This window comes from Acinetobacter sp. YH16031, assembly GCF_013417335.1.
GTDB lineage: Bacteria > Pseudomonadota > Gammaproteobacteria > Pseudomonadales > Moraxellaceae > Acinetobacter.
This window is the reverse complement of record NZ_VPED01000033.1, coordinates 1-18,285: the sequence shown is the minus strand read 5'-3', so window position 1 is coordinate 18,285 and position 18,285 is coordinate 1. Positions and strand designations below refer to the sequence as shown.

At 41.3% G+C, this 18,285-nt stretch carries 20 protein-coding genes and 1 pseudogene; 17 read left to right on the top strand and 4 right to left on the bottom strand.

The features are described from left to right. The first annotated feature begins 27 nt into the window (after positions 1 to 27). The 8 genes and pseudogenes from FTV31_RS13005 (at position 28) to FTV31_RS17510 (ending at position 8,057) form a co-directional block, all read left to right on the top strand. Positions 28 to 1,038 carry a sulfate ABC transporter substrate-binding protein gene (locus tag FTV31_RS13005; RefSeq protein WP_180015222.1) on the top strand — a complete coding sequence of 337 codons (1,011 nt, stop codon included), beginning with the start codon at positions 28 to 30 and terminating at the stop codon, positions 1,036 to 1,038. A gap of 173 nt (positions 1,039 to 1,211) precedes the next feature. Next, positions 1,212 to 2,225, top strand: a complete 1,014-nt coding sequence (locus FTV31_RS13000) for a sulfate ABC transporter substrate-binding protein (RefSeq protein ID WP_180015220.1) — start codon at positions 1,212 to 1,214, stop codon at positions 2,223 to 2,225. A gap of 31 nt (positions 2,226 to 2,256) precedes the next feature. Continuing rightward, the gene (locus FTV31_RS12995; RefSeq protein WP_180015218.1) at positions 2,257 to 2,862 is read left to right on the top strand and encodes an alpha/beta hydrolase; all 606 of its coding nucleotides are present in this window, start codon (positions 2,257 to 2,259) and stop codon (positions 2,860 to 2,862) included. A gap of 86 nt (positions 2,863 to 2,948) precedes the next feature. Continuing rightward, complete coding sequence (gene cysT / locus FTV31_RS12990) at positions 2,949 to 3,782, top strand: sulfate ABC transporter permease subunit CysT (protein ID WP_004784537.1); 834 nt, start codon at positions 2,949 to 2,951, stop codon at positions 3,780 to 3,782. Further along, positions 3,779 to 4,672, top strand: a complete 894-nt coding sequence (cysW, locus tag FTV31_RS12985; RefSeq protein ID WP_180015216.1) for a sulfate ABC transporter permease subunit CysW — start codon at positions 3,779 to 3,781, stop codon at positions 4,670 to 4,672. Before cysT ends, cysW begins: the two co-directional genes overlap by 4 nt. An 11-nt stretch (positions 4,673 to 4,683) precedes the next feature. Beyond that, a complete protein-coding gene (locus FTV31_RS12980; RefSeq protein WP_180015214.1) occupies positions 4,684 to 5,745 on the top strand; it encodes a sulfate/molybdate ABC transporter ATP-binding protein in 1,062 nt (353 codons plus the stop codon). A gap of 52 nt (positions 5,746 to 5,797) precedes the next feature. Then, positions 5,798 to 6,721: a CysB family HTH-type transcriptional regulator gene (locus tag FTV31_RS12975; RefSeq protein WP_179992692.1), complete on the top strand. Its 924-nt coding sequence runs from the start codon at positions 5,798 to 5,800 to the stop codon at positions 6,719 to 6,721. Positions 6,722 to 6,840: 119 nt separating this feature from the next. Beyond that, positions 6,841 to 8,057: pseudogene (locus tag FTV31_RS17510) on the top strand (outer membrane protein transport protein). A gap of 61 nt (positions 8,058 to 8,118) precedes the next feature. On the opposite strand, the gene carO reads toward FTV31_RS17510, so the two are convergent. Further along, the gene (carO, locus tag FTV31_RS12965; RefSeq protein ID WP_180015212.1) at positions 8,119 to 8,850 is read right to left on the bottom strand and encodes an ornithine uptake porin CarO type 6; all 732 of its coding nucleotides are present in this window, start codon (positions 8,848 to 8,850) and stop codon (positions 8,119 to 8,121) included. Between the two features lie 299 nt (positions 8,851 to 9,149). Between carO and dapD the strand changes: the two genes are divergently transcribed. The 5 genes from dapD to FTV31_RS12940 all read left to right on the top strand — a co-directional run bounded on the left by dapD (position 9,150) and on the right by FTV31_RS12940 (position 12,543). Next, positions 9,150 to 9,971, top strand: a complete 822-nt coding sequence (gene dapD, locus FTV31_RS12960) for a 2,3,4,5-tetrahydropyridine-2,6-dicarboxylate N-succinyltransferase (protein WP_004784553.1) — start codon at positions 9,150 to 9,152, stop codon at positions 9,969 to 9,971. A gap of 131 nt (positions 9,972 to 10,102) precedes the next feature. Next, the gene (gene queE / locus FTV31_RS12955) at positions 10,103 to 10,813 is read left to right on the top strand and encodes a 7-carboxy-7-deazaguanine synthase QueE (RefSeq protein WP_034171208.1); all 711 of its coding nucleotides are present in this window, start codon (positions 10,103 to 10,105) and stop codon (positions 10,811 to 10,813) included. 33 nt (positions 10,814 to 10,846) lie between these two features. Beyond that, positions 10,847 to 11,515, top strand: coding sequence for a 7-cyano-7-deazaguanine synthase QueC (queC, locus tag FTV31_RS12950; RefSeq protein ID WP_180015211.1), 669 nt, complete (start codon positions 10,847 to 10,849; stop codon positions 11,513 to 11,515). A 27-nt stretch (positions 11,516 to 11,542) separates the two neighbouring features. Further along, a complete protein-coding gene (locus FTV31_RS12945) occupies positions 11,543 to 12,004 on the top strand; it encodes a hypothetical protein (protein WP_034171206.1) in 462 nt (153 codons plus the stop codon). Between the two features lie 80 nt (positions 12,005 to 12,084). Then, positions 12,085 to 12,543: a peroxiredoxin gene (locus tag FTV31_RS12940; RefSeq protein ID WP_180015209.1), complete on the top strand. Its 459-nt coding sequence runs from the start codon at positions 12,085 to 12,087 to the stop codon at positions 12,541 to 12,543. A 75-nt stretch (positions 12,544 to 12,618) separates the two neighbouring features. Here the strand turns inward: FTV31_RS12940 and FTV31_RS12935 are convergent, their stop codons facing one another. After that, complete coding sequence (locus tag FTV31_RS12935) at positions 12,619 to 13,218, bottom strand: LysE/ArgO family amino acid transporter (RefSeq protein ID WP_166138351.1); 600 nt, start codon at positions 13,216 to 13,218, stop codon at positions 12,619 to 12,621. Between the two features lie 107 nt (positions 13,219 to 13,325). On the opposite strand from FTV31_RS12935, the gene FTV31_RS12930 reads away from it, so the two are divergent. Continuing rightward, positions 13,326 to 14,228, top strand: a complete 903-nt coding sequence (locus tag FTV31_RS12930; RefSeq protein ID WP_180015208.1) for a LysR family transcriptional regulator ArgP — start codon at positions 13,326 to 13,328, stop codon at positions 14,226 to 14,228. Positions 14,229 to 14,274: 46 nt separating this feature from the next. Here the strand turns inward: FTV31_RS12930 and FTV31_RS12925 are convergent, their stop codons facing one another. Beyond that, entirely contained in the window at positions 14,275 to 14,838 is a 564-nt protein-coding gene (locus tag FTV31_RS12925; RefSeq protein ID WP_180015207.1) for a YceI family protein, read from the bottom strand. A gap of 47 nt (positions 14,839 to 14,885) precedes the next feature. Next, positions 14,886 to 15,455 carry a nicotinate-nicotinamide nucleotide adenylyltransferase gene (locus FTV31_RS12920; RefSeq protein WP_004784571.1) on the bottom strand — a complete coding sequence of 190 codons (570 nt, stop codon included), beginning with the start codon at positions 15,453 to 15,455 and terminating at the stop codon, positions 14,886 to 14,888. A gap of 101 nt (positions 15,456 to 15,556) precedes the next feature. Between FTV31_RS12920 and FTV31_RS12915 the strand changes: the two genes are divergently transcribed. The 3 genes from FTV31_RS12915 (at position 15,557) to FTV31_RS12905 (ending at position 18,086) form a co-directional block, all read left to right on the top strand. Further along, complete coding sequence (locus FTV31_RS12915) at positions 15,557 to 16,357, top strand: enoyl-CoA hydratase (RefSeq protein ID WP_180015206.1); 801 nt, start codon at positions 15,557 to 15,559, stop codon at positions 16,355 to 16,357. A gap of 73 nt (positions 16,358 to 16,430) precedes the next feature. Continuing rightward, positions 16,431 to 17,225: a nitroreductase family protein gene (locus FTV31_RS12910; protein ID WP_180015205.1), complete on the top strand. Its 795-nt coding sequence runs from the start codon at positions 16,431 to 16,433 to the stop codon at positions 17,223 to 17,225. A gap of 258 nt (positions 17,226 to 17,483) precedes the next feature. Then, entirely contained in the window at positions 17,484 to 18,086 is a 603-nt protein-coding gene (locus tag FTV31_RS12905) for a hypothetical protein (RefSeq protein ID WP_180015204.1), read from the top strand. Positions 18,087 to 18,285: the final 199 nt, after the last annotated feature.

Below are 18,285 nucleotides of genomic sequence, written 5' to 3'. Positions count from 1 at the left end.
CAAAACAAAGAAACATTTGAGGCAAATATGAACATCCGTAAATTAAAAATTGGGGTATTGGCAGCACTTATTTCAGTAACCACTTTTAGCGTATCTGCAAAAGACTTTCTGAACGTGTCTTATGATCCAACTCGCGAATTGTACGATAACTTTAATAAAGAATTCAGTGCTTACTGGAAAAAATCTACTGGTCAGGATGTGAACTTTAAACAGTCACATGGCGGTTCAGGAAAACAGGCACGTGCTGTCATTGATGGTCTAGATGCTGACGTCGTGACTTTGGCCCTAGCGGCAGATATCGATGAGATTGCAGCACGCGGCTTGCTACCAAAAGACTGGCAGAAAAAATTCCCACAAAACTCGACACCTTATACCTCAACCATCGTTTTCCTGGTGAAAAAAGGTAATCCTAAAGGCATTAAAGACTGGGGCGATCTGGTGAAACCGGGCGTAGAAATCATTACACCAAACCCAAAAACTTCTGGTGGCGCGCGCTGGAACTATTTAGCAGCTTGGGCTTGGGCGAAACATCAGCCAGGCGGTAATGATACTAAAGCTCAAGACTTTGTTCGCCAGATCTACAAACAAACTAAAGTACTCGACTCAGGTGCACGTGGTTCAACAACGACTTTCGCTGAACGTGGTATCGGTGATGTATTGCTGGCTTGGGAAAATGAAGCACATTTAGCCATTCGTGAACAGCCAGGCAAGTTTGAAATCATCATCCCTTCTTTGTCGATTCTAGCTGAACCACCCGTGGCAATCGTTGAAAAGAATGCCAAAAAAGATGGTAATGAAAATCTGGCTAAAGCTTATTTGAACTACCTGTACTCACCTGCGGGTCAAACGGTTGCTGCAAAGAATTTCTATCGCCCACGTAATGCGGCAGTATTAAAACAATACAGCAATGTCTTTAAATCGCTGAAGCTGGTGACCATTGATAAAGAGTTTGGCGGTTGGGACAAGGTACAGAAAAAACACTTTGCCAATGGCGGTATCTTTGATCAGATCGTAAAGGCAAATAGCACAAAATCGTAATAATAAATGTTTATGCAATGGCCGTATTGAATAAGGCCATTATTGTTTCAAATACTTATAAAATCTTTTATCTTATATTTTCATATAAAATTCATTTTTAATTATTTTTTATGCATAAAGAATAGGTTTATTCTTCACTCATGTTACAAAACGTGTAAGAGTTTGAGGTTCACATGAGCATTTCAACAAAACTAAAACTAGGGGTTCTGGCTGCTGTTATTTCAGCAACTTCATTTTCTGCTGCAGCGCGCGACTTTCTGAATGTCTCTTATGATCCGACGCGTGAACTCTATGAAGACGTCAACAAAGAATTTGGTAAATACTGGAAAAGTCGTACTGGCCAAAGCATCAACTTTAAACAGTCACATGGCGGTTCAGGTAAACAGGCACGTGCCGTGATTGATGGTCTGGATGCCGATGTCGTAACTTTGGCATTAGCCGCTGACATTGATGTACTGGTCGAAAAAGCCAAACTGTTACCTGCAGACTGGCAGAAAAAATTACCACAAAACTCAACACCATATACTTCTACTATTGTATTCCTGGTACGTAAAGGCAATCCAAAGGGCATCAAGGATTGGAGTGACCTGGTAAAACCAGGTGTAGCGATTATCACACCAAATCCTAAAACTTCAGGCGGTGCACGCTGGAACTATTTAGCAGCTTGGGCATATGCCAAACACTTACCGGGCGGTAACGACAAAACTGCACAAGAATTTGTTCGTAAAATCTATAAACAAACCAAAGTACTTGATTCAGGTGCGCGTGGTTCAACCACCACTTTTGCTGAACGCGGTATTGGTGACGTATTACTCGCTTGGGAAAATGAAGCACATTTAGCCCTTCGTGAACAACCAGGCAAGTTTGAAATTGTGACTCCTTCCTTGTCAATTCTGGCTGAGCCACCCGTGGCGATTGTTGAAAAGAATGCCAATAAAAAAGGCAACAAATACTTGGCACAAGGTTATTTAAACTTCCTTTACTCACCACTGGGTCAGGAAATCTCAGCACGTAACTTCTACCGCCCACGCAATGAAAAAGTATTGGCAAAGTACAGTCAGGTTTTCAAGCCACTAAAACTGGTGACTATTGATCAGGAATTTGGGGGTTGGGACAAAGTGCAAAAAGCTCACTTTGAAAATGGCGGCATTTTCGATCAAATCGTAAAAGCCAATACAGCAAAATAAGTTTCACATTGAACAGACAAGGAGCATTCGCATGATACATACCCTCATTGTTCCAGGTGTAGGTGGCAGTGAATACAATCACTGGCAAACCTGCCTGCAACACCGGCTCATGCGTTGCTCCCGTGTACAGCAAAAAGACTGGAATCATCCGGTACTGGATGTATGGGTCGCAGAATTTGTTAAAACCCTGCAAGCCATTCCAGATGATGTACAAATTGTGGCACATAGCTTTGGCTCTTTGACCAGCGTGGCAGCACTGGCCCAGCATCCTGAACTGAATACTAAAGTCAAAAATCTGGTTCTGGTTGCACCTGCCAATCCGGCACGTTTTGGGGAAAATGGTTTTGCCCGTGATAGCCAGACAGATTACAGTGCCTATTTTCAGCAGCTCAAGATTCAGGCTCCAACGACTTTGTTGATCAGTGAAAATGATCCATGGCTAAGTTTTGAAGATGCTCAGGTTCTGGCGAAAGCCTGGAAGATCAAACCGATTAATCTGGGAGCTGTAGGCCATGTCAATGTTGCTTCCGGTTTTGGTTCTTTCCCTGAAATTGAACAATATTTGATTTCAGAAAAGGCTATGCACCATATCAGCAAAGTTGATGAGAGCAAGTATTATTTTAAATTTGCATTTTAGTCCCTGCAAATTATGCTTGTGCCGATTCTATTTTCTAATTTTCGCTGGTTAACTTTAACCAGCATTCTCTCTTTTGAGGAGTAATCATGTCGCAGCGATCCCGAGTGCTGCCAGGATTTGGTCTTTCTCTAGGCTTTACCCTAGCGTATTTGTCATTAATCGTTCTGATCCCGCTATCTGCCGTTTTTATTAAATCACTCGGCATTGGCTGGGAAGGCTTATGGGAAATCCTGAGCTCTGAACGTATCTTGAAATCATTACAGCTAAGCTTCAGTTCAGCCATTATTGCTGCTTTGATTAATGTAGTTTTTGGCCTGTTACTGGCATGGTGTCTGGTGCGTTATAGCTTTCCGGGTAAACGTATTGTCGATGCACTGGTCGATCTGCCTTTTGCCCTGCCAACCGCAGTTGCCGGTATTGCTCTGACTTCTTTATATGCACCGACTGGCTGGATTGGTCAATATCTGGATCCAATCGGCATCAAGGTAGCTTATACCCCGATCGGTATTACCTTGGCTTTGATCTTTATCGGTATTCCTTTTGTGGTCCGTACGGTACAGCCGGTTCTTTCTGATTTAGAAACCGAACTGGAAGAAGCAGCATCTGCACTCGGTGCGAACCGTTTTCAGATCGTCACCAAAGTCATTTTCCCAATTCTGCTGCCAGCACTGATCACAGGTTTTGCTTTGGCCTTTGCACGTGGTGTCGGTGAATATGGCTCGGTCATTTTCATTGCCGGTAATCAGCCCTTTGAAACTGAAATTGCACCATTAATGATTATTTCCCGTCTGGAAGAATATGACTATGCCGGTGCGACCACAATTGCTGTAGTGATGCTGCTCATTTCCTTTGTAATGCTCTTCCTGATTAACTTATTGCAAGCTTGGGCGAGCCGCCGTACCGGGAGAACTGCACGATGAGTTTAAATACCAACAGCAATGCGCTGGCTGAAAAATTGCAATCCCGCGATGCGACTCGTGAGCCGACTTGGGTACGTTATACACTGATTGTGATTGCATTGATCTTCTTTTTAAGCTGCCTGATTCTGCCTTTAGTTCTAATCTTTGTTGAAGCGTTTAAACAAGGCGTTGGCGTTTATACCCAAGCCCTTGTTCATCCAGATACTTTATCTGCGGTCAAACTGACTTTACTAACGGCTGTGATCGCAGTACCAATGAATGTAGTATTCGGCGTAGCTGCAGCCTGGTCAGTGGCGAAGTTTAACTTCCCAGGTAAATCAGTTTTAACCACCATTATCGATATGCCTTTCTCGGTATCACCTGTTATTGCAGGTTTGATGCTCGTACTGATTTTCGGTACTCAAGGCTGGATGGGTGAATGGTTAATGGATAACGACATCAAGATTCTGTATGCCGTTCCTGCGATTGTTTTAGCGACTGTATTTATTACCGTACCTTTTGTAGCACGTGAGCTGATCCCTTTAATGGAAGCGCAAGGTACTGAAGAAGAAGAAGCTGCGATTGTACTCGGTGCATCTGGCTGGCAAACCTTCTGGAAAGTGACCCTGCCAAATATCAAATGGGGTCTGATTTACGGCGTAATTCTGTGTAATGCCCGCGCCATGGGTGAGTTCGGTGCAGTATCAGTAGTTTCTGGCCATATTCGTGGTGAAACCAATACTTTGCCGCTACACGTCGAGATTCTTTATAACGAATATACCTTTAGTGCTGCGTTTGCCGTGTCATCGCTCCTGGCTCTCCTCGCAATTGTGACTCTGGTTCTGAAAACCTGGGTTGAACTGCGCCAGGAAAAACAAGACAAACGTAATGACGATTCAACAGTTTCTTAAGGAATGCACACATGAGTATTCAAGTTAAAAATATTGAAAAACACTTTGGTGCATTCCATGCACTGAAAAACATTTCACTGGATTTCCCGGATGGTCAACTGGTTGCCCTGCTCGGTCCTTCAGGCTGCGGTAAAACGACTCTACTGCGTATCATTGCTGGTCTAGAATCTGCTGACGGTGGTCAGGTGATTCTGGAAGGTCAGGATGCAACCAATGTTCACGTTCGTGAACGTGAAGTGGGTTTTGTATTCCAGCACTATGCCCTGTTCCGTCATATGACCGTATTCGATAACGTAGCTTTTGGTCTGCGTGTGCGCCCACGTTCAACCCGTCCATCGGAAGCTGAAATCAAAAAACGTGTGACCCGCTTGCTTGATCTGGTACAACTTGGCTTCCTGGCTGACCGTTACCCGGCTCAGCTTTCAGGTGGTCAGCGTCAGCGTATTGCACTAGCACGCGCCCTAGCAGTTGAGCCACGTGTACTGTTATTGGATGAACCGTTCGGTGCACTAGATGCCAAAGTCCGTAAAGAACTGCGTCGCTGGTTACGTACCCTGCATGATGAACTGCACATTACTTCAATTTTCGTCACTCACGATCAGGAAGAAGCCTTAGAAGTTGCAGATCAAATCGTAGTGATGAACAAAGGCAATGTAGAACAGATCGGTTCACCACGTGAAGTGTATGAAACACCGAAAACACCATTCGTGTTTGACTTCCTGGGACAAGCTAACCGTTTCGAAGGTCAGAACAATGGCGGCATCATTCAGCTAGGTGAAGACCGTATCCAGTTCGATGCCGCTAAACAGGCAGCTCAGGGTAATGTCATTGTCTTCGCTCGCCCGGATGAACTGCGTATTCATGCACAACAACAAGAGAATGCGATTCAGGCCACGTTTATTCGTGAACTCTGGATTGCAGGAAAAGTTGTTGCGGAACTGAATGATCGCCAAGGCAATCTGATTGAAATTTCACTGACACCAGAAGAAGCTCGCGCTCATCAATTCCGTCCGGATCAAACTGTCTGGTTGAGTGCATTAAATCTGCATTTATTTGAAAACCAGGTCGCGTAAGACTGCAAGATGGGGCTTTTAAATGCCCCATCCTCTTATAGGGTAAAGAATTATGAATTTCCAACAATTAAGAATTATTCGAGAAACTGTTAGACAGAATTTTAACTTAACTGAAGCTTCAGCCGCGCTTTACACTTCGCAGTCAGGTGTCAGTAAGCATATTAAAGACCTGGAAGATGAACTTGGTGTACAGTTGTTTATCCGTAAAGGTAAACGCCTATTAGGACTGACTGAACCAGGTCAGGCACTTCTCGGCATTGTAGAGCGTATGCTGGTTGATGCAGACAATATTAAACGTCTTGCGGATGACTTTAACAAGGTCGATGAAGGCACGCTGACCATTGCAACAACACATACCCAGGCACGTTATGTATTACCGCCGATCGTGAATCAGTTTAAAAAAGAATTTCCGAAAGTTCATCTGATTTTGCAACAAGCCAGTCCAATGGAAATCACTGAAATGCTTCTTCAGGGTGAAGCAGATATCGGGATCGCGACTGAAGCCTTAACGACTGAAGAAAATCTGGCGAGTGTGCCTTATTATAACTGGCAGCACAGTATTATTACGCCGCAAAATCACCCGCTAAATAGCAAAGAACAGATACGTATTGAAGACCTCGCTGGCTATCCGATTATTACTTATCATGGTGGTTTCACAGGCCGTTCTAAAATCGACTCAGCCTTTGAAGAAGCCGGTGTAGATGTTGATATTGTAATGTCAGCTCTGGATGCTGATGTGATTAAAACTTATGTAGAACTCAACATGGGTGTCGGCATTGTCAATGATCTGGCTTATGATCCAGAACGTGACTATCGTCTGAAACAGATTAAAACCGATATTTTCGGGGTAAATACTACCTGGATTGCAGTACGTAAAGGCCACTTATTACGTGGTTATGGTTATGAGTTTATTTCTTTATGCTCACCAGATGCGGACATCAAGGCACTGAAAAAAGTGGCTTATCCAGATGAATAATATGGATTGAATTTTCTAACTTGAAGAGGCGTATTGCCTCTTTTTTTAATTTTAACCGTAGATTATTTCATTAAAAATCAAGCATAATTACAATATAATTCAATAAATAAATTATATTAATGATGAGCTACAAATTTTCCCTCTTGGGATGTGGACTGATTTTTTCCGGGACAAGTTTCGCAGCAGCTTTTGAACAATCCAATCAAACCATCCAGTCCTTTTTTGAAAAGGATCATTATGCCGAAGTCTCATTTGCCTGGACGAATCCTAATGTTAGCGGTCAAGTACAGCATACCGAAGTATTAGAACAATTAGGTATTCAGGATTTTTCTACGGGTCAGCTTGCGAATAATCAGCTGGTTATTAATGCTGCATTAAAACTACAGCTTCATCCTCAGATCTCCTGGGGTTTTATTTACGATCAGCCCTTCTATGTCGATGTTGCATATCAACATAGTCCAGTTTTTGCAGGTGAACCTACAGATATTGAAGCAGCCGATATTGAGTTTGATAGTCATAATCTGACTTCCATTTTTGGATATCAGCCTGATCCAAACTGGAATCTCTATGCAGGACTAAGTTATCAGGCCTTAGAAGGTAATTTAAGTTTGGTAGGTGAATCTTTTTCGGTCTTTAACGGTTATCACGTTCAGCTTGAACGAAATATTGCTTGGGGTTGGCTCGCTGGAATGAGCTATCAAATTCCTGAGTATTTCTTTAGAACAGCGTTAACTTATCGTTCAGCCATACAGCATCAGCTGGAAACCACAGAATCAATTACAGTCGGTATACCTACGTCAAGCTTTACGAAAGTACAAACACCTCAATACAAACACCTCAATCTATTAATTTAGATATTCAGAGCGGACTTCCCTCTCAGAATATTTTTTATGCGGGTTTACGCTGGGTAAATTGGCAAGATTTCGTCATTCAACCGCCGAAATTCGGTACAGTGATTGATTATGCCGCCCTGGAGTTTCCTGAAGTGAAAGATATCAAGATGATCGATTATCAAGAGGATCAATGGTCGGCTAAATTTGGAATCGCCCATCAATGGCCTTCTTCTATGATTAATTCTTTTGAAATCTTATGGGACTCAGGTACAGGAAACCCGGCTTCTACCTTGAATCCGAGTGATGGTTATTGGGGAGTGGGTTTGGGCTATTTTCAGAATTTTCAAACACAGTGGGATATTGCTACAGGACTGTATTATTTAAAATTCCAAAAGCCTAAAACAGATACAAACGCTGCTATACCCCAGTTCGTAGGCTTATCCGCAGTAGATGATAACGATGTTTGGGTGGTCGGTATGAAGTTGGGCTATCATTTTCAATAGCTTTTAATGAATAAAAAAACGAGCCGAAGCTCGTTTTTTTATTAGGCTTAGCAGCTACAGCTTAGAAGCGGAAGCTTACACCCAGTTTTGCCACTGGGAACCATTCATATTTATTATCTTCTCGAATTTTACGCTCTTCATTTTCAATCGCTGTACCTACGCTAGGAGAACCTTCTACTGGTGCAAGACCTGTAGCAGTTAAATCCACAGTTGGGTTACCATTGTAGTATGCGCCGATTTCACCAAATACACCCCAACGGTTAGTGATTGCTGGAGAGAAACCAAGACCTACATAAGGTGCGATATTATTTTTGTAAGATAACTTACCATTTACACGACCCTCTGTAGCACCAGTAGCAAGTTGATAATCATTGTTATCAATGCTTAAAGTTTCACCACTACCAATACGGCGAGATAGGTCGTAATCATTATCAATATATGCTACACCCGCAGCCATATAGAACCAGTTCGCCCAAGGACGAATCTCAGCATTCAAGTAAGTCAGGTTATTATCCATATCCAGGTCATATTTTGTACCATTGATTGATAAATCATCAGTCCAAGAAATATCACCACCGTTATAACCTAGAGTAACACCTACATAAGGGTTAGCATTCCAAGAGATCGCGCCACCGTAACCGGTAGTACCGACTTCAGCACGAACAGCTGCAGGTTTAAAGAAAGAGAATTCAGCTACGCCTTCATCTGTTACGATTGTTTCATCAGCAGCCATGACAGATCCAGCTGTGGCAGCTAGAACGGATACTGCTAAAAGTTGATATAAAGCTTTCATTATTTCTCTCCTCAAAAGAACTTTTTTTTCATCATTAGTTATTCGTGATGAGCTCAATATAAAGGAGCCAATGAATATTTTTTATTCGTGTTTTGCTGAGCTTTTGTTATTTTTTGATACATATTAATTTTTCTTGTTGAATGATAAGCCTTTTTTAAACAATGTTTGTACATATCTAAAATACGAAAAGGATACTAATCACTTTACTTGCGAATTTAATTCAGCACCCTTCCTAGTTTTCCATCTTTTTAGAGCAATATAGTGTAAAATATCGGAAATTTTTTTCTGGAAGGAAGATCATGTCTCAGCTTTCAACAATCATTGAACAAGCGTTTGAAGACCGTGCGAATTTCACAGCAGCAGACTGTCCTGCTGAAATCCGTCAAGCAGTTGAGGAAGTAATTGCTGGCCTGGACAATGGTACTTTACGTGTTGCTGAAAAAATCGAAGGTGAATGGGTTGTTCATCAATGGATTAAGAAAGCGGTATTGTTATCATTTAAATTAAACGATAACAAACCAATGGAAGCTTGTGATCTTCGATTCTACGACAAAGTAGATACTAAATTCTCTGACTGGACTGACGAGCAATTTAAAGCTGCTGGCGTACGTGTTGTTCCTCCGGCAGTAGCGCGTAAAGGTTCTTTCCAGGCGAAAAACGTGGTACTGATGCCTTCTTATGTGAACATCGGTGCTTATGTAGATGAAGGTACGATGGTCGATACTTGGGCAACTGTAGGTTCATGTGCTCAAATCGGTAAAAATGTTCACTTGTCTGGTGGTGTAGGAATCGGTGGCGTTCTTGAACCGCTTCAAGCTAACCCAACTATTATTGAAGACAACTGTTTCATCGGTGCACGTTCTGAAATCGTTGAAGGCGTAATCGTTGAAGAAGGTTCTGTCATTTCAATGGGCGTATTCATTGGTCAATCTACCAAGATTTATGACCGTGAAACTGGCGAAATCCATTATGGCCGCGTACCTGCTGGTTCTGTTGTAGTATCAGGCAGCCTACCATCTAAATGCGGTAAATACAGTTTATATGCAGCTGTAATCGTGAAAAAAGTAGATGCGAAAACTCGTGCTAAAACTAGCCTGAACGATCTGCTTCGCGAAGACTAAGATGTCTTAACTTAGAGGACACATTTGTGTTCCTCGGAGCTTCAACCGCTCCTCGTCTCTACGGTCAGCAATGATCGTAGGGATTTTTATTTTTATACATTGTTATTTATTTTTCAGTGGTTAATGTTGTTATGAATACGCTTCGATCTTCCGCAATTCCAGTTTCTGATCCGTCTGCGGGCTTACGCATTACGGAGATCTTCTATTCATTACAAGGTGAAGCCAATACTGCAGGTTTACCGACCGTATTTATCCGCTTAACCGGATGTCCACTGCGCTGTACCTATTGTGATACTACCTATTCTTTTGAAGGCGGCGAGCGCAAATCTTTAGATGATATCATTCAGACCACGCTTGATTTTAAAACGCCTTATGTCTGCGTGACCGGTGGTGAACCATTGGCTCAACCGAACGCCCTGCCTCTGATGCAGCGACTTGCAGATTTAGGCTGTGAAGTCTCTTTAGAAACCAGTGGTGCGTTAGATGTTTCTAAAGTGGATACACGTGTATCCAAAGTTCTAGACTTAAAAACACCAACTTCAGGTGAAGTTGCACGAAATTTGCTTACAAATCTGGATCATTTAACTCAGCATGACCAGATAAAGTTTGTGATCTGTAATCGTGAAGATTATGAATGGTCAAAACAGCAGGTAGAACAGTACCAGTTGAATGAAAAAGTCAGTACGGTCTGGTTCTCCCCTGCATTTGCAGTTGAAAAAGGAGCTGCGCGCTTGCCACAATTGGCACGTGATCTGGCTCAATGGATTTTAGAAGACCATCTCCCTGTTCGTTTCCAGCTGCAGCTGCACAAGTTGTTATGGAATGATGAAACTGGTCGTTAATTTTTGTAAATTTACTATATTGGAGTATTTGTTATGCGCCCTCGTGCCATTGTATTGTTATCTGGCGGATTAGATTCAACAACCTGTCTGGCTTGGGCGCAGGCACGCTATGAATGTATCGCACTGAGTTTTATGTATGGCCAACGCTCTACTACAGAACTTGATGCAGCTCGTGCGCTGGCTCAATGCTCGGGTGTAGAACATCGTGTCATCAATATTGATTTAGGTAACTTGGGCGGCTCAGCCCTTACTGATCATAGCATTGAGGTACCAGACCAATTACAGGAAGGCATTCCGGTAACCTATGTGCCTGCACGAAATACCATCTTCTTATCTTATGCTTTGGCCGCTGCAGAAGTGTTCGGTGCTGAGGCAATTGTGATCGGTATTAATGCAGTGGATTATTCAGGTTATCCAGACTGTCGCCCGGAATTTATTGAAGCTTTTGCCAACATGGCACGCCTTGCAACCAAGGTCGGTGTTGAAGGTCAGGCTCTGAAATTTGAAACACCTTTGTTACATTTATCCAAAGCAAATATCATTCGCTTAGGCCTAGAACATGGCGTAGACTACAGTCAAACGGTATCTTGCTACCAAGCAGATGACCAAGGACGTGCGTGTGGAACATGTGACAGTTGTCGTTTACGCAAGCAAGGTTTTGCTGATGCAGGTGTTGAAGACCCGACACGTTATTACCTTTAAAATCGATCAAGGTTATAAATCCATATTATGAATATTAAAGCCAAATTACTTGCGACTAGCCTACTCTCTTTGTCTGCCCTATTTTCAACTGCATCTTTTGCAAATAATGATCAAGCTAAGGCAAAAGCAGAATTTGAGGCAATGAAAAAAGAATACACAACTGCCATGAAAAATGCTGGAAGCAGTTCAAATGTACGTGACGGTTTAATTAAAGCCTGTGCTATTCCATACAAACAGGCAGTGAAGTACAAAAAACTGACTCAGTCTGATGTGAATAAGCTTTGTACATGTGAAGTAGATGCAGAAGGTAAATTGACTCAAGCTCAGAAATGGCAGATTCAAAGCACCATTAACCAGAAGAAAAACCCTGCAACTTTAGACTTTGTTAAAAAACAAAGCCAGAATGTGCAGTCTTGTGTAGGCCCACAGCTCGCAGGTAAATTAAATTCACTTGCTGCAGAAGCCAATAAAGCCGCTCAAAAGAAATAACCCTGACGGATATTTTTCTAGAATAAGCCACTATAATGTGGCTTATTTTTTTGAAAAAATTTAGAAAAATTGGAGAGATCATGTCTGAGATCAGCTTACTTGAGCACACTTTTCCGACTACTACAGGTGAAATTAATCTGGCCCAATTAAATGCAGAATGGCTGGTGATCTATTTTTATCCTAAAGATTCAACACCTGGCTGTACCACTCAGGCAGTCGGTTTCTCTTGTTTAAAAGATCAGTTTGATGCACTTAATACGACTATTCTGGGCGTATCACGTGACTCGATTAAAGCGCATCAGAACTTTACTGAAAAACAGAATCTGACCATCAATCTGATCAGCGATAAAGAAGAAATATTGTGCAAACACTTTGATGTCATTAAAGAAAAGAATATGTATGACAAGAAAGTCATGGGCATTGAACGCTCTACCTTCATTTTCCATAATGGCAAACTGGTCAAAGAATACCGTAAGGTAAAAGCTGCTGGCCATGCTGAACAGGTTTTAGAAGATTTGAAAGCATTACAAGCTGCTTAAGGTCTTTCATAAAATCAAAAAAAGGCATGATCAGAAATATCATGCCTTTTTCTTTAGAGTTATTTTGTGATTAATTCAGTTTACTAAAGAAACCGCGATTGACCACATTACACAGCCAATGAGTACATCCAGTATTTTCCAGGCTTTTGGACGCTGAAAAATAGGTTGCAAATAACGTGCTGCATAGCCCAGTCCAAAAAAGAATACAAAGGACGCACTAATCGCTCCTAAGGCAAATTGTATCTGTGCATTGGAATATTGAGTGGAGATGGAACCAATCAAGACCAGTGCATCCAGATAAACATGCGGATTGAGCCAGGTCAGCATCAAACAAATCAGCAAAACCTTATATAAAGAAGGCACATCTTTTTGATCTGTGTCCAGACGCTGCTCATTCTTCCAGGCCTGATAAAAATGCTGAGCGCCATAGATCGCCAGAAAAGTTGCACCCAGATATTTCGCCATATTGATCCAGTGCGGATTGACCAGCATCAATTGTGAAAACCCCAAAACACCGGCAAAAATTAATATTGCATCAGATAAGGCACAACACATACAGATCGCAAAGACATACTGCTGTTTCAAGCCCTGCTTCAATACAAAAGCATTTTGTGCACCAATGGCAATAATCAGGCTAAAGCCTACTGCAAGACCTTGTATATATGCATTTAACATTGGAATATCATGGAATTATAAAGATGGGGATCATTATCTATGTTATTCTTTTCAATTAAATATAATTAAGAAAATATCATTTAGACTAAATTTTATTTAGGTAAGCTATGCCACTTAATTCTAAAAACTGTGATGCTTTTCTGGCTGTTGCAGAAACCCAAAGTTTTGATGCTGCCGCAAAAGTATTAAATATAACGGCTTCGGCAGTCACTTTAAGAGTGCAAAATCTGGAAAGAGATTTGGGGCAAGTTTTGGTGCTACGTGAGCGTCCTTGTAAAGTGACTAATGCTGGTCAAACCTTACTGAATTATTTGCAGCATCAACGCCTGTTACAGCAGCAATTGATCCAGCAATTAAATGGTCAAAATAAAGCAGAATTTAGCTCGATTCATATCGCGGTAAATGCGGATTCACTCGCGACCTGGTTATTTCCCTGTCTGAACACCACCCTGCTTGCAGAGAAAATCACTTTGAATCTTCAGGTTGCTGTTCAAAGTGAAACTCATAAGCTTCTAGAGCAGGGTCAAGTCAATGCCTGTATTAGCAGTGAGAGTGAAGCCATGCCGGGCTGTAAGGCTTATTTTATTGGGCAGATGCATTATAGAATGGTCGCAACACCTGCCTTTGTGCACTCTTGGTTTAGACCAGGCATTCACCGGGAATCACTGCGTAAGGCACCTGCTGTAATTTACAATGATCAGGATCATCTACATAGCCATCTACTGTTAGCTCAATTTGGCTTAAACCAGCAATGTTTTCCTTTTCACTATATTCCCTCCTCGACCGCCTTTGCGGACGCTATTTTTTCTGGATTAGGATATGGTTTGGTGCCGGATTATCAAATTGCGGACCGGATTCAAAATGGGACACTGATCGAAATACTGCCTGAATGCAGCTGTGATGTACCTTTATATTGGCATCACTGGAAACAGCAGTCTCCCGCTCTAAAACAGTTAACCAAAGTCATTCTGGAACAGGCAGAACAGTACATGAATAGTCCAATTCAATAAACAGTTCTATGATGTCCTGCCGAATCCACAGAAATTGAATATCATATTATTGGGTTTTCCACTGTCCCATTAAATGAATATTAACTTTTTCACCCACGCCTGCAGTAGCTTTCTTCATTCCAAAATCTGAGCGATTAATTACCGTAGTGGATTTCACATCGAGTAAATTAGGATTACCCTTGTTCGGTGTCAGAGTGGTATCGAATACCACTGGTCGAGTAACACCTCTTAGAGTGAGTTGCCCCATAACCTGATAACGATTCGTACCATTTGGCTTAAACTGGGTACTTTTGAAATTGACCGTTTTATAGCGCGATGCATGAAACAGATCCTCACCCATAATCATATTTTTAAGGCTAGGCTTGGAAACCTCCAGGCTATCCACCTGCATAGTGAACTCAGTAGATGACTGTTGTGGCCGATCGGGATCAAACTGCATGGTTGCCTTGAACTCTTGAAAATTTCCCTTTACCACATTCAAACCCAAGGAGTTAATGCTAAAGCCGACACTACTTTGAGGCGTCAATGTCCAGCTTTTAGCATACGCAGCCGATATACACATAGCAGATAGAGCACCCGCATAAGCTATATTTTTCAAGAATAGATTCATTGTGTTCATCCTTAACAATCAAATGAACTCACTACCTTAAAACGGTTTTAGCCCAGATTTGTTTTATCATTTAGTTCAAACTTGTTGACCAATTGTTGATAAATCTCATTATTTTTAAATTTATGTAAGAACTCACTAGTGCCTAAAGGAAAAGCCGATTCCACCACTTCACCGCGATAATACGCTTCACGTAAAGGAGTGGCGGATATAGCGCCGACCAAGCTATCCAGTTCCACCATTTCCCATTCAGGGAACAAACTTAAATAATAAGAAGATTCATCTTTAAAGTGTCCAATCAGACCAACTTTTGCTTCTGCTTCAACTACTTCAGACACCAGCGATTTCACCAGTTTTTGCCATTTTTCATCATTATAGACGTCAATGACATGGACGAATTTAATGCGCTTCTGATCTGCTTCAGAAAAATTCGACAGGATCATTTCTTCACGTTCAGTGGCCAGAAATGGATTTTTAATATTGCGTTCTTGCTGTGCTGAGCCTAATGCCAGAATCACCTGCTGGCTCTGCTGCAAGGCAATTTTAATCGTTTGCATATGGGCTAGATGGAAAGGTTGAAAACGACCAATAAACACCAGGTAATCAAATTTATACTTCATAGCACATCTTACTTTTATGAACGCATCAGTTATGCCGCAGGGAATTTTTTGCGACATAATAAGCGCCAATAAATTCATATTAATAAAGCAAGGATAGTACGATGACACTGAGCTGTATTCAACAACCGCATCAGCATTTAAATGCGAATTTAGACAATGGCGTACTGACCTTAGCCATTCACCGTCCTGAGGCAAAAAATGCGCTTTACGGCGAACTATATCTATGGATCGCACAGGCACTGGATGAAGCAGATCAGGATAGTAGTGTGCGTGTCGTGATTCTACGTGGTCAAGACGCAGACTTTAGTGCCGGCAATGACATGCAGGACTTCATGAAGTTTATTCAGACGCCTCTGCAAGCTAAGGCTGGTGATACCCCTCCTTTTGTCCTGTTGAAGTCTGCTGCAAAATTTTCCAAGCCTTTAATTGCTGCCGTTCGTGGTGTGGCGATTGGGATCGGGGTAACGATTCTGCTGCATACTGATCTGGTTTATAGTGACAATACTGCCCTGTTCCATATTCCATTTGTTAGCCTTGGCCTGTCGCCTGAAGGCGCTTCAAGCAAGCTGCTGGTACAACAAGCGGGTTATCATAAAGCAGCTGAACTATTACTTACTGCACAGAGATTTAATAGTGAAAAAGCATTGGGTGCAGGTCTGGTAAATAGCATTGAAGAAGATGTCTATGCTGCTGCTGAAAAACAGGCAAAAACTCTTGCTGCTTTACCCCTGGCTTCTATTAAACAAACCAAAGCACTGATGAAGCATAATCTGGCTGAAATTATCGAATGTATTGATGATGAAGCTGAGATATTTATGAAACGTGTGGGTTCACCTGAAATGACGGAAGCGGTTCAAGCCTTTATGCAAAAACGGAAACCTGATTTCACACAATTCAACTAATTCTGAAACTTATCTTTTAATTGAGGCAGTTTAGACTGCCTCAATCTTTTATTTTTTTGAAAGAATCTAGCTTATGACTAATGAAAACTCCCAAACGACTTCTCAAACAACCGATAGTTCAAATCCTGAAAAGAAACGTTACTACGAACCTGCACCTCAGGATATTGATGTAGACAATTTCCGAAAGGTCATCGAAAGCCGACGTTCTGTACGTAAATTCACTAAAAAGCCAATTCCTGCCGAGGTCCTCGATGCCTGTCTGGATTTGGCACTGCTGGCACCAAACTCCTCAAACCTACAGCCGTGGACTTTTTATGTGGTGCAGAACCCATCCAAGAAAAAACGTCTGGTTAAAGCATGTATGAGCCAGCTTGCTGCTAAAACAGCTTCAGAACTGATTGTCTGTGTGGCACGTACTGATCGTATTGATGAAATGGCTAAACTGAATATCAGCGAGTTTCCATTTCCTGAGGCTCCACCAGCCATTAAAAAGTACTATAAGTACATTCCCTACAACTACAAGACTGGTTATTTGAATGCCTTTGGTAACTTTAAGAAAGTTGCTTTCAAAGTAGCACGTACACTCGATAAACAAATGCCAGTGTCTGCATTTAGCCCTGCTGATGCGAAACTCTGGGCAAGTAAAACCACAGCATTAGCCTGTGAAAACCTGGTACTAGCTTTACGTGCTTATGGTTTTGATAGCTGTATGATGGAAGGCTTTGATGAACCAATGGTTCGTGAACTTCTAGATCTGAATGATCAGCAATATCCAGTGATGGTGATTGGTGCTGGTGAACGTGCGAAAGATGGCGTGTTCTTCCCGCAGTATCGTTTTGATCGAGAGCTATTTATTCAGAAGGTTTGAGTTTAAAAGTAGTATTTAAAAGATTTAATAATATTAATTTACTTAATATTTGATGACATGGATGTCGCTTAATTAAGTATATTAGAAAAATCTAAATAATAATTTTATAGTTTCCTCATACAAGTATTTCATAATGATTTTATTCTTATAAAGAAGCATTTAAAACAAAAAATTTTAAATCATAAATTATCTTAACTGGATCAAAGCCAATTACGGGACAACACTTACTTTTAATGCAGGAAGTGGAGTTAAAGCAAAATGAAAATAAAATTTTTAACAATTAGTAGCTTATTTCTTTTAAGTGGTTGCCAAGCAACAGTACCAACTATGAAAAATAGAATTAGTTTTGAAATGGATAATCAATATTGGCCGATCCATAGCATAGTATACAAAAACAATTGGCCTGAATGTGGCAACTTATCAGGAACACCAGATGTGATAAAAAAGCAAAAATATATTACAACTTATAGTAGCTGTAAGGTATCTCCTGAAGGTTATGTTCCTCAACAAATTATTATTGAATATACGCCTTGGTTGACTTATGAAGAGCAGATAAAAAAAGGATATGGTGTTCCTGAAGAATTACGTTATGCGAGTGGAGAAAATGCCGAGCAAAGAAGACAAGCAATAATGATTGCACAACAAAATGGTATAGCGAAACTCCCCCCTACCGCTTGGAAACGGATTGTACTCACTCCCCCTAAAGAAGTAGAAAAATACAAATATCAAGTTCCCGAAGGTAAAGGTAATCGTAGTCGAGGTAAAAATATCCACTATATCATTTCCCTTAATCCCGATGGTAGCTATGATATAGAAACCAAATTGTACTGGGTCTCAAAATATCAAGAAAAGTGGAATTGAAGATTTATTTAAGCATCTAGTAAAGTCCGTTTGATTTCACACGGACTTAAATAAACTAAAATTTTTCCTAAATAACCCGAATCGCGGATAAAAAATTGACTTGAAAAATAAGAGGACTAGAGCCATCAGTTGAGTTACCACACCAAACTCACAACTCTAGTCCTGATGTTCAATAGTACCGAATTATTCTGCGTAATTG

Excerpts from the sequence above, each read along its gene's own strand:
- FTV31_RS12945 (WP_034171206.1), top strand. The coding sequence starts at position 11,543 with ATGAATATTAAAGCCAAATTACTTGCGACTAGCCTACTCTCTTTGTCT.
- FTV31_RS12905 (WP_180015204.1), top strand. The coding sequence starts at position 17,484 with ATGAAAATAAAATTTTTAACAATTAGTAGCTTATTTCTTTTAAGTGGT.
- queC (WP_180015211.1), top strand. The coding sequence starts at position 10,847 with ATGCGCCCTCGTGCCATTGTATTGTTATCTGGCGGATTAGATTCAACA.
- FTV31_RS12910 (WP_180015205.1), top strand. The coding sequence starts at position 16,431 with ATGACTAATGAAAACTCCCAAACGACTTCTCAAACAACCGATAGTTCA.
- FTV31_RS13000 (WP_180015220.1), top strand. The coding sequence starts at position 1,212 with ATGAGCATTTCAACAAAACTAAAACTAGGGGTTCTGGCTGCTGTTATT.
- FTV31_RS12995 (WP_180015218.1), top strand. The coding sequence starts at position 2,257 with ATGATACATACCCTCATTGTTCCAGGTGTAGGTGGCAGTGAATACAAT.
- FTV31_RS12975 (WP_179992692.1), top strand. The coding sequence starts at position 5,798 with ATGAATTTCCAACAATTAAGAATTATTCGAGAAACTGTTAGACAGAAT.
- carO (WP_180015212.1), bottom strand. The coding sequence starts at position 8,850 with ATGAAAGCTTTATATCAACTTTTAGCAGTATCCGTTCTAGCTGCCACA.
- FTV31_RS12930 (WP_180015208.1), top strand. The coding sequence starts at position 13,326 with ATGCCACTTAATTCTAAAAACTGTGATGCTTTTCTGGCTGTTGCAGAA.
- cysT (WP_004784537.1), top strand. The coding sequence starts at position 2,949 with ATGTCGCAGCGATCCCGAGTGCTGCCAGGATTTGGTCTTTCTCTAGGC.
- FTV31_RS13005 (WP_180015222.1), top strand. The coding sequence starts at position 28 with ATGAACATCCGTAAATTAAAAATTGGGGTATTGGCAGCACTTATTTCA.
- FTV31_RS12940 (WP_180015209.1), top strand. The coding sequence starts at position 12,085 with ATGTCTGAGATCAGCTTACTTGAGCACACTTTTCCGACTACTACAGGT.
- FTV31_RS12920 (WP_004784571.1), bottom strand. The coding sequence starts at position 15,455 with ATGAAGTATAAATTTGATTACCTGGTGTTTATTGGTCGTTTTCAACCT.
- dapD (WP_004784553.1), top strand. The coding sequence starts at position 9,150 with ATGTCTCAGCTTTCAACAATCATTGAACAAGCGTTTGAAGACCGTGCG.
- queE (WP_034171208.1), top strand. The coding sequence starts at position 10,103 with ATGAATACGCTTCGATCTTCCGCAATTCCAGTTTCTGATCCGTCTGCG.
- cysW (WP_180015216.1), top strand. The coding sequence starts at position 3,779 with ATGAGTTTAAATACCAACAGCAATGCGCTGGCTGAAAAATTGCAATCC.
- FTV31_RS12935 (WP_166138351.1), bottom strand. The coding sequence starts at position 13,218 with ATGTTAAATGCATATATACAAGGTCTTGCAGTAGGCTTTAGCCTGATT.
- FTV31_RS12925 (WP_180015207.1), bottom strand. The coding sequence starts at position 14,838 with ATGAATCTATTCTTGAAAAATATAGCTTATGCGGGTGCTCTATCTGCT.
- FTV31_RS12980 (WP_180015214.1), top strand. The coding sequence starts at position 4,684 with ATGAGTATTCAAGTTAAAAATATTGAAAAACACTTTGGTGCATTCCAT.
- FTV31_RS12915 (WP_180015206.1), top strand. The coding sequence starts at position 15,557 with ATGACACTGAGCTGTATTCAACAACCGCATCAGCATTTAAATGCGAAT.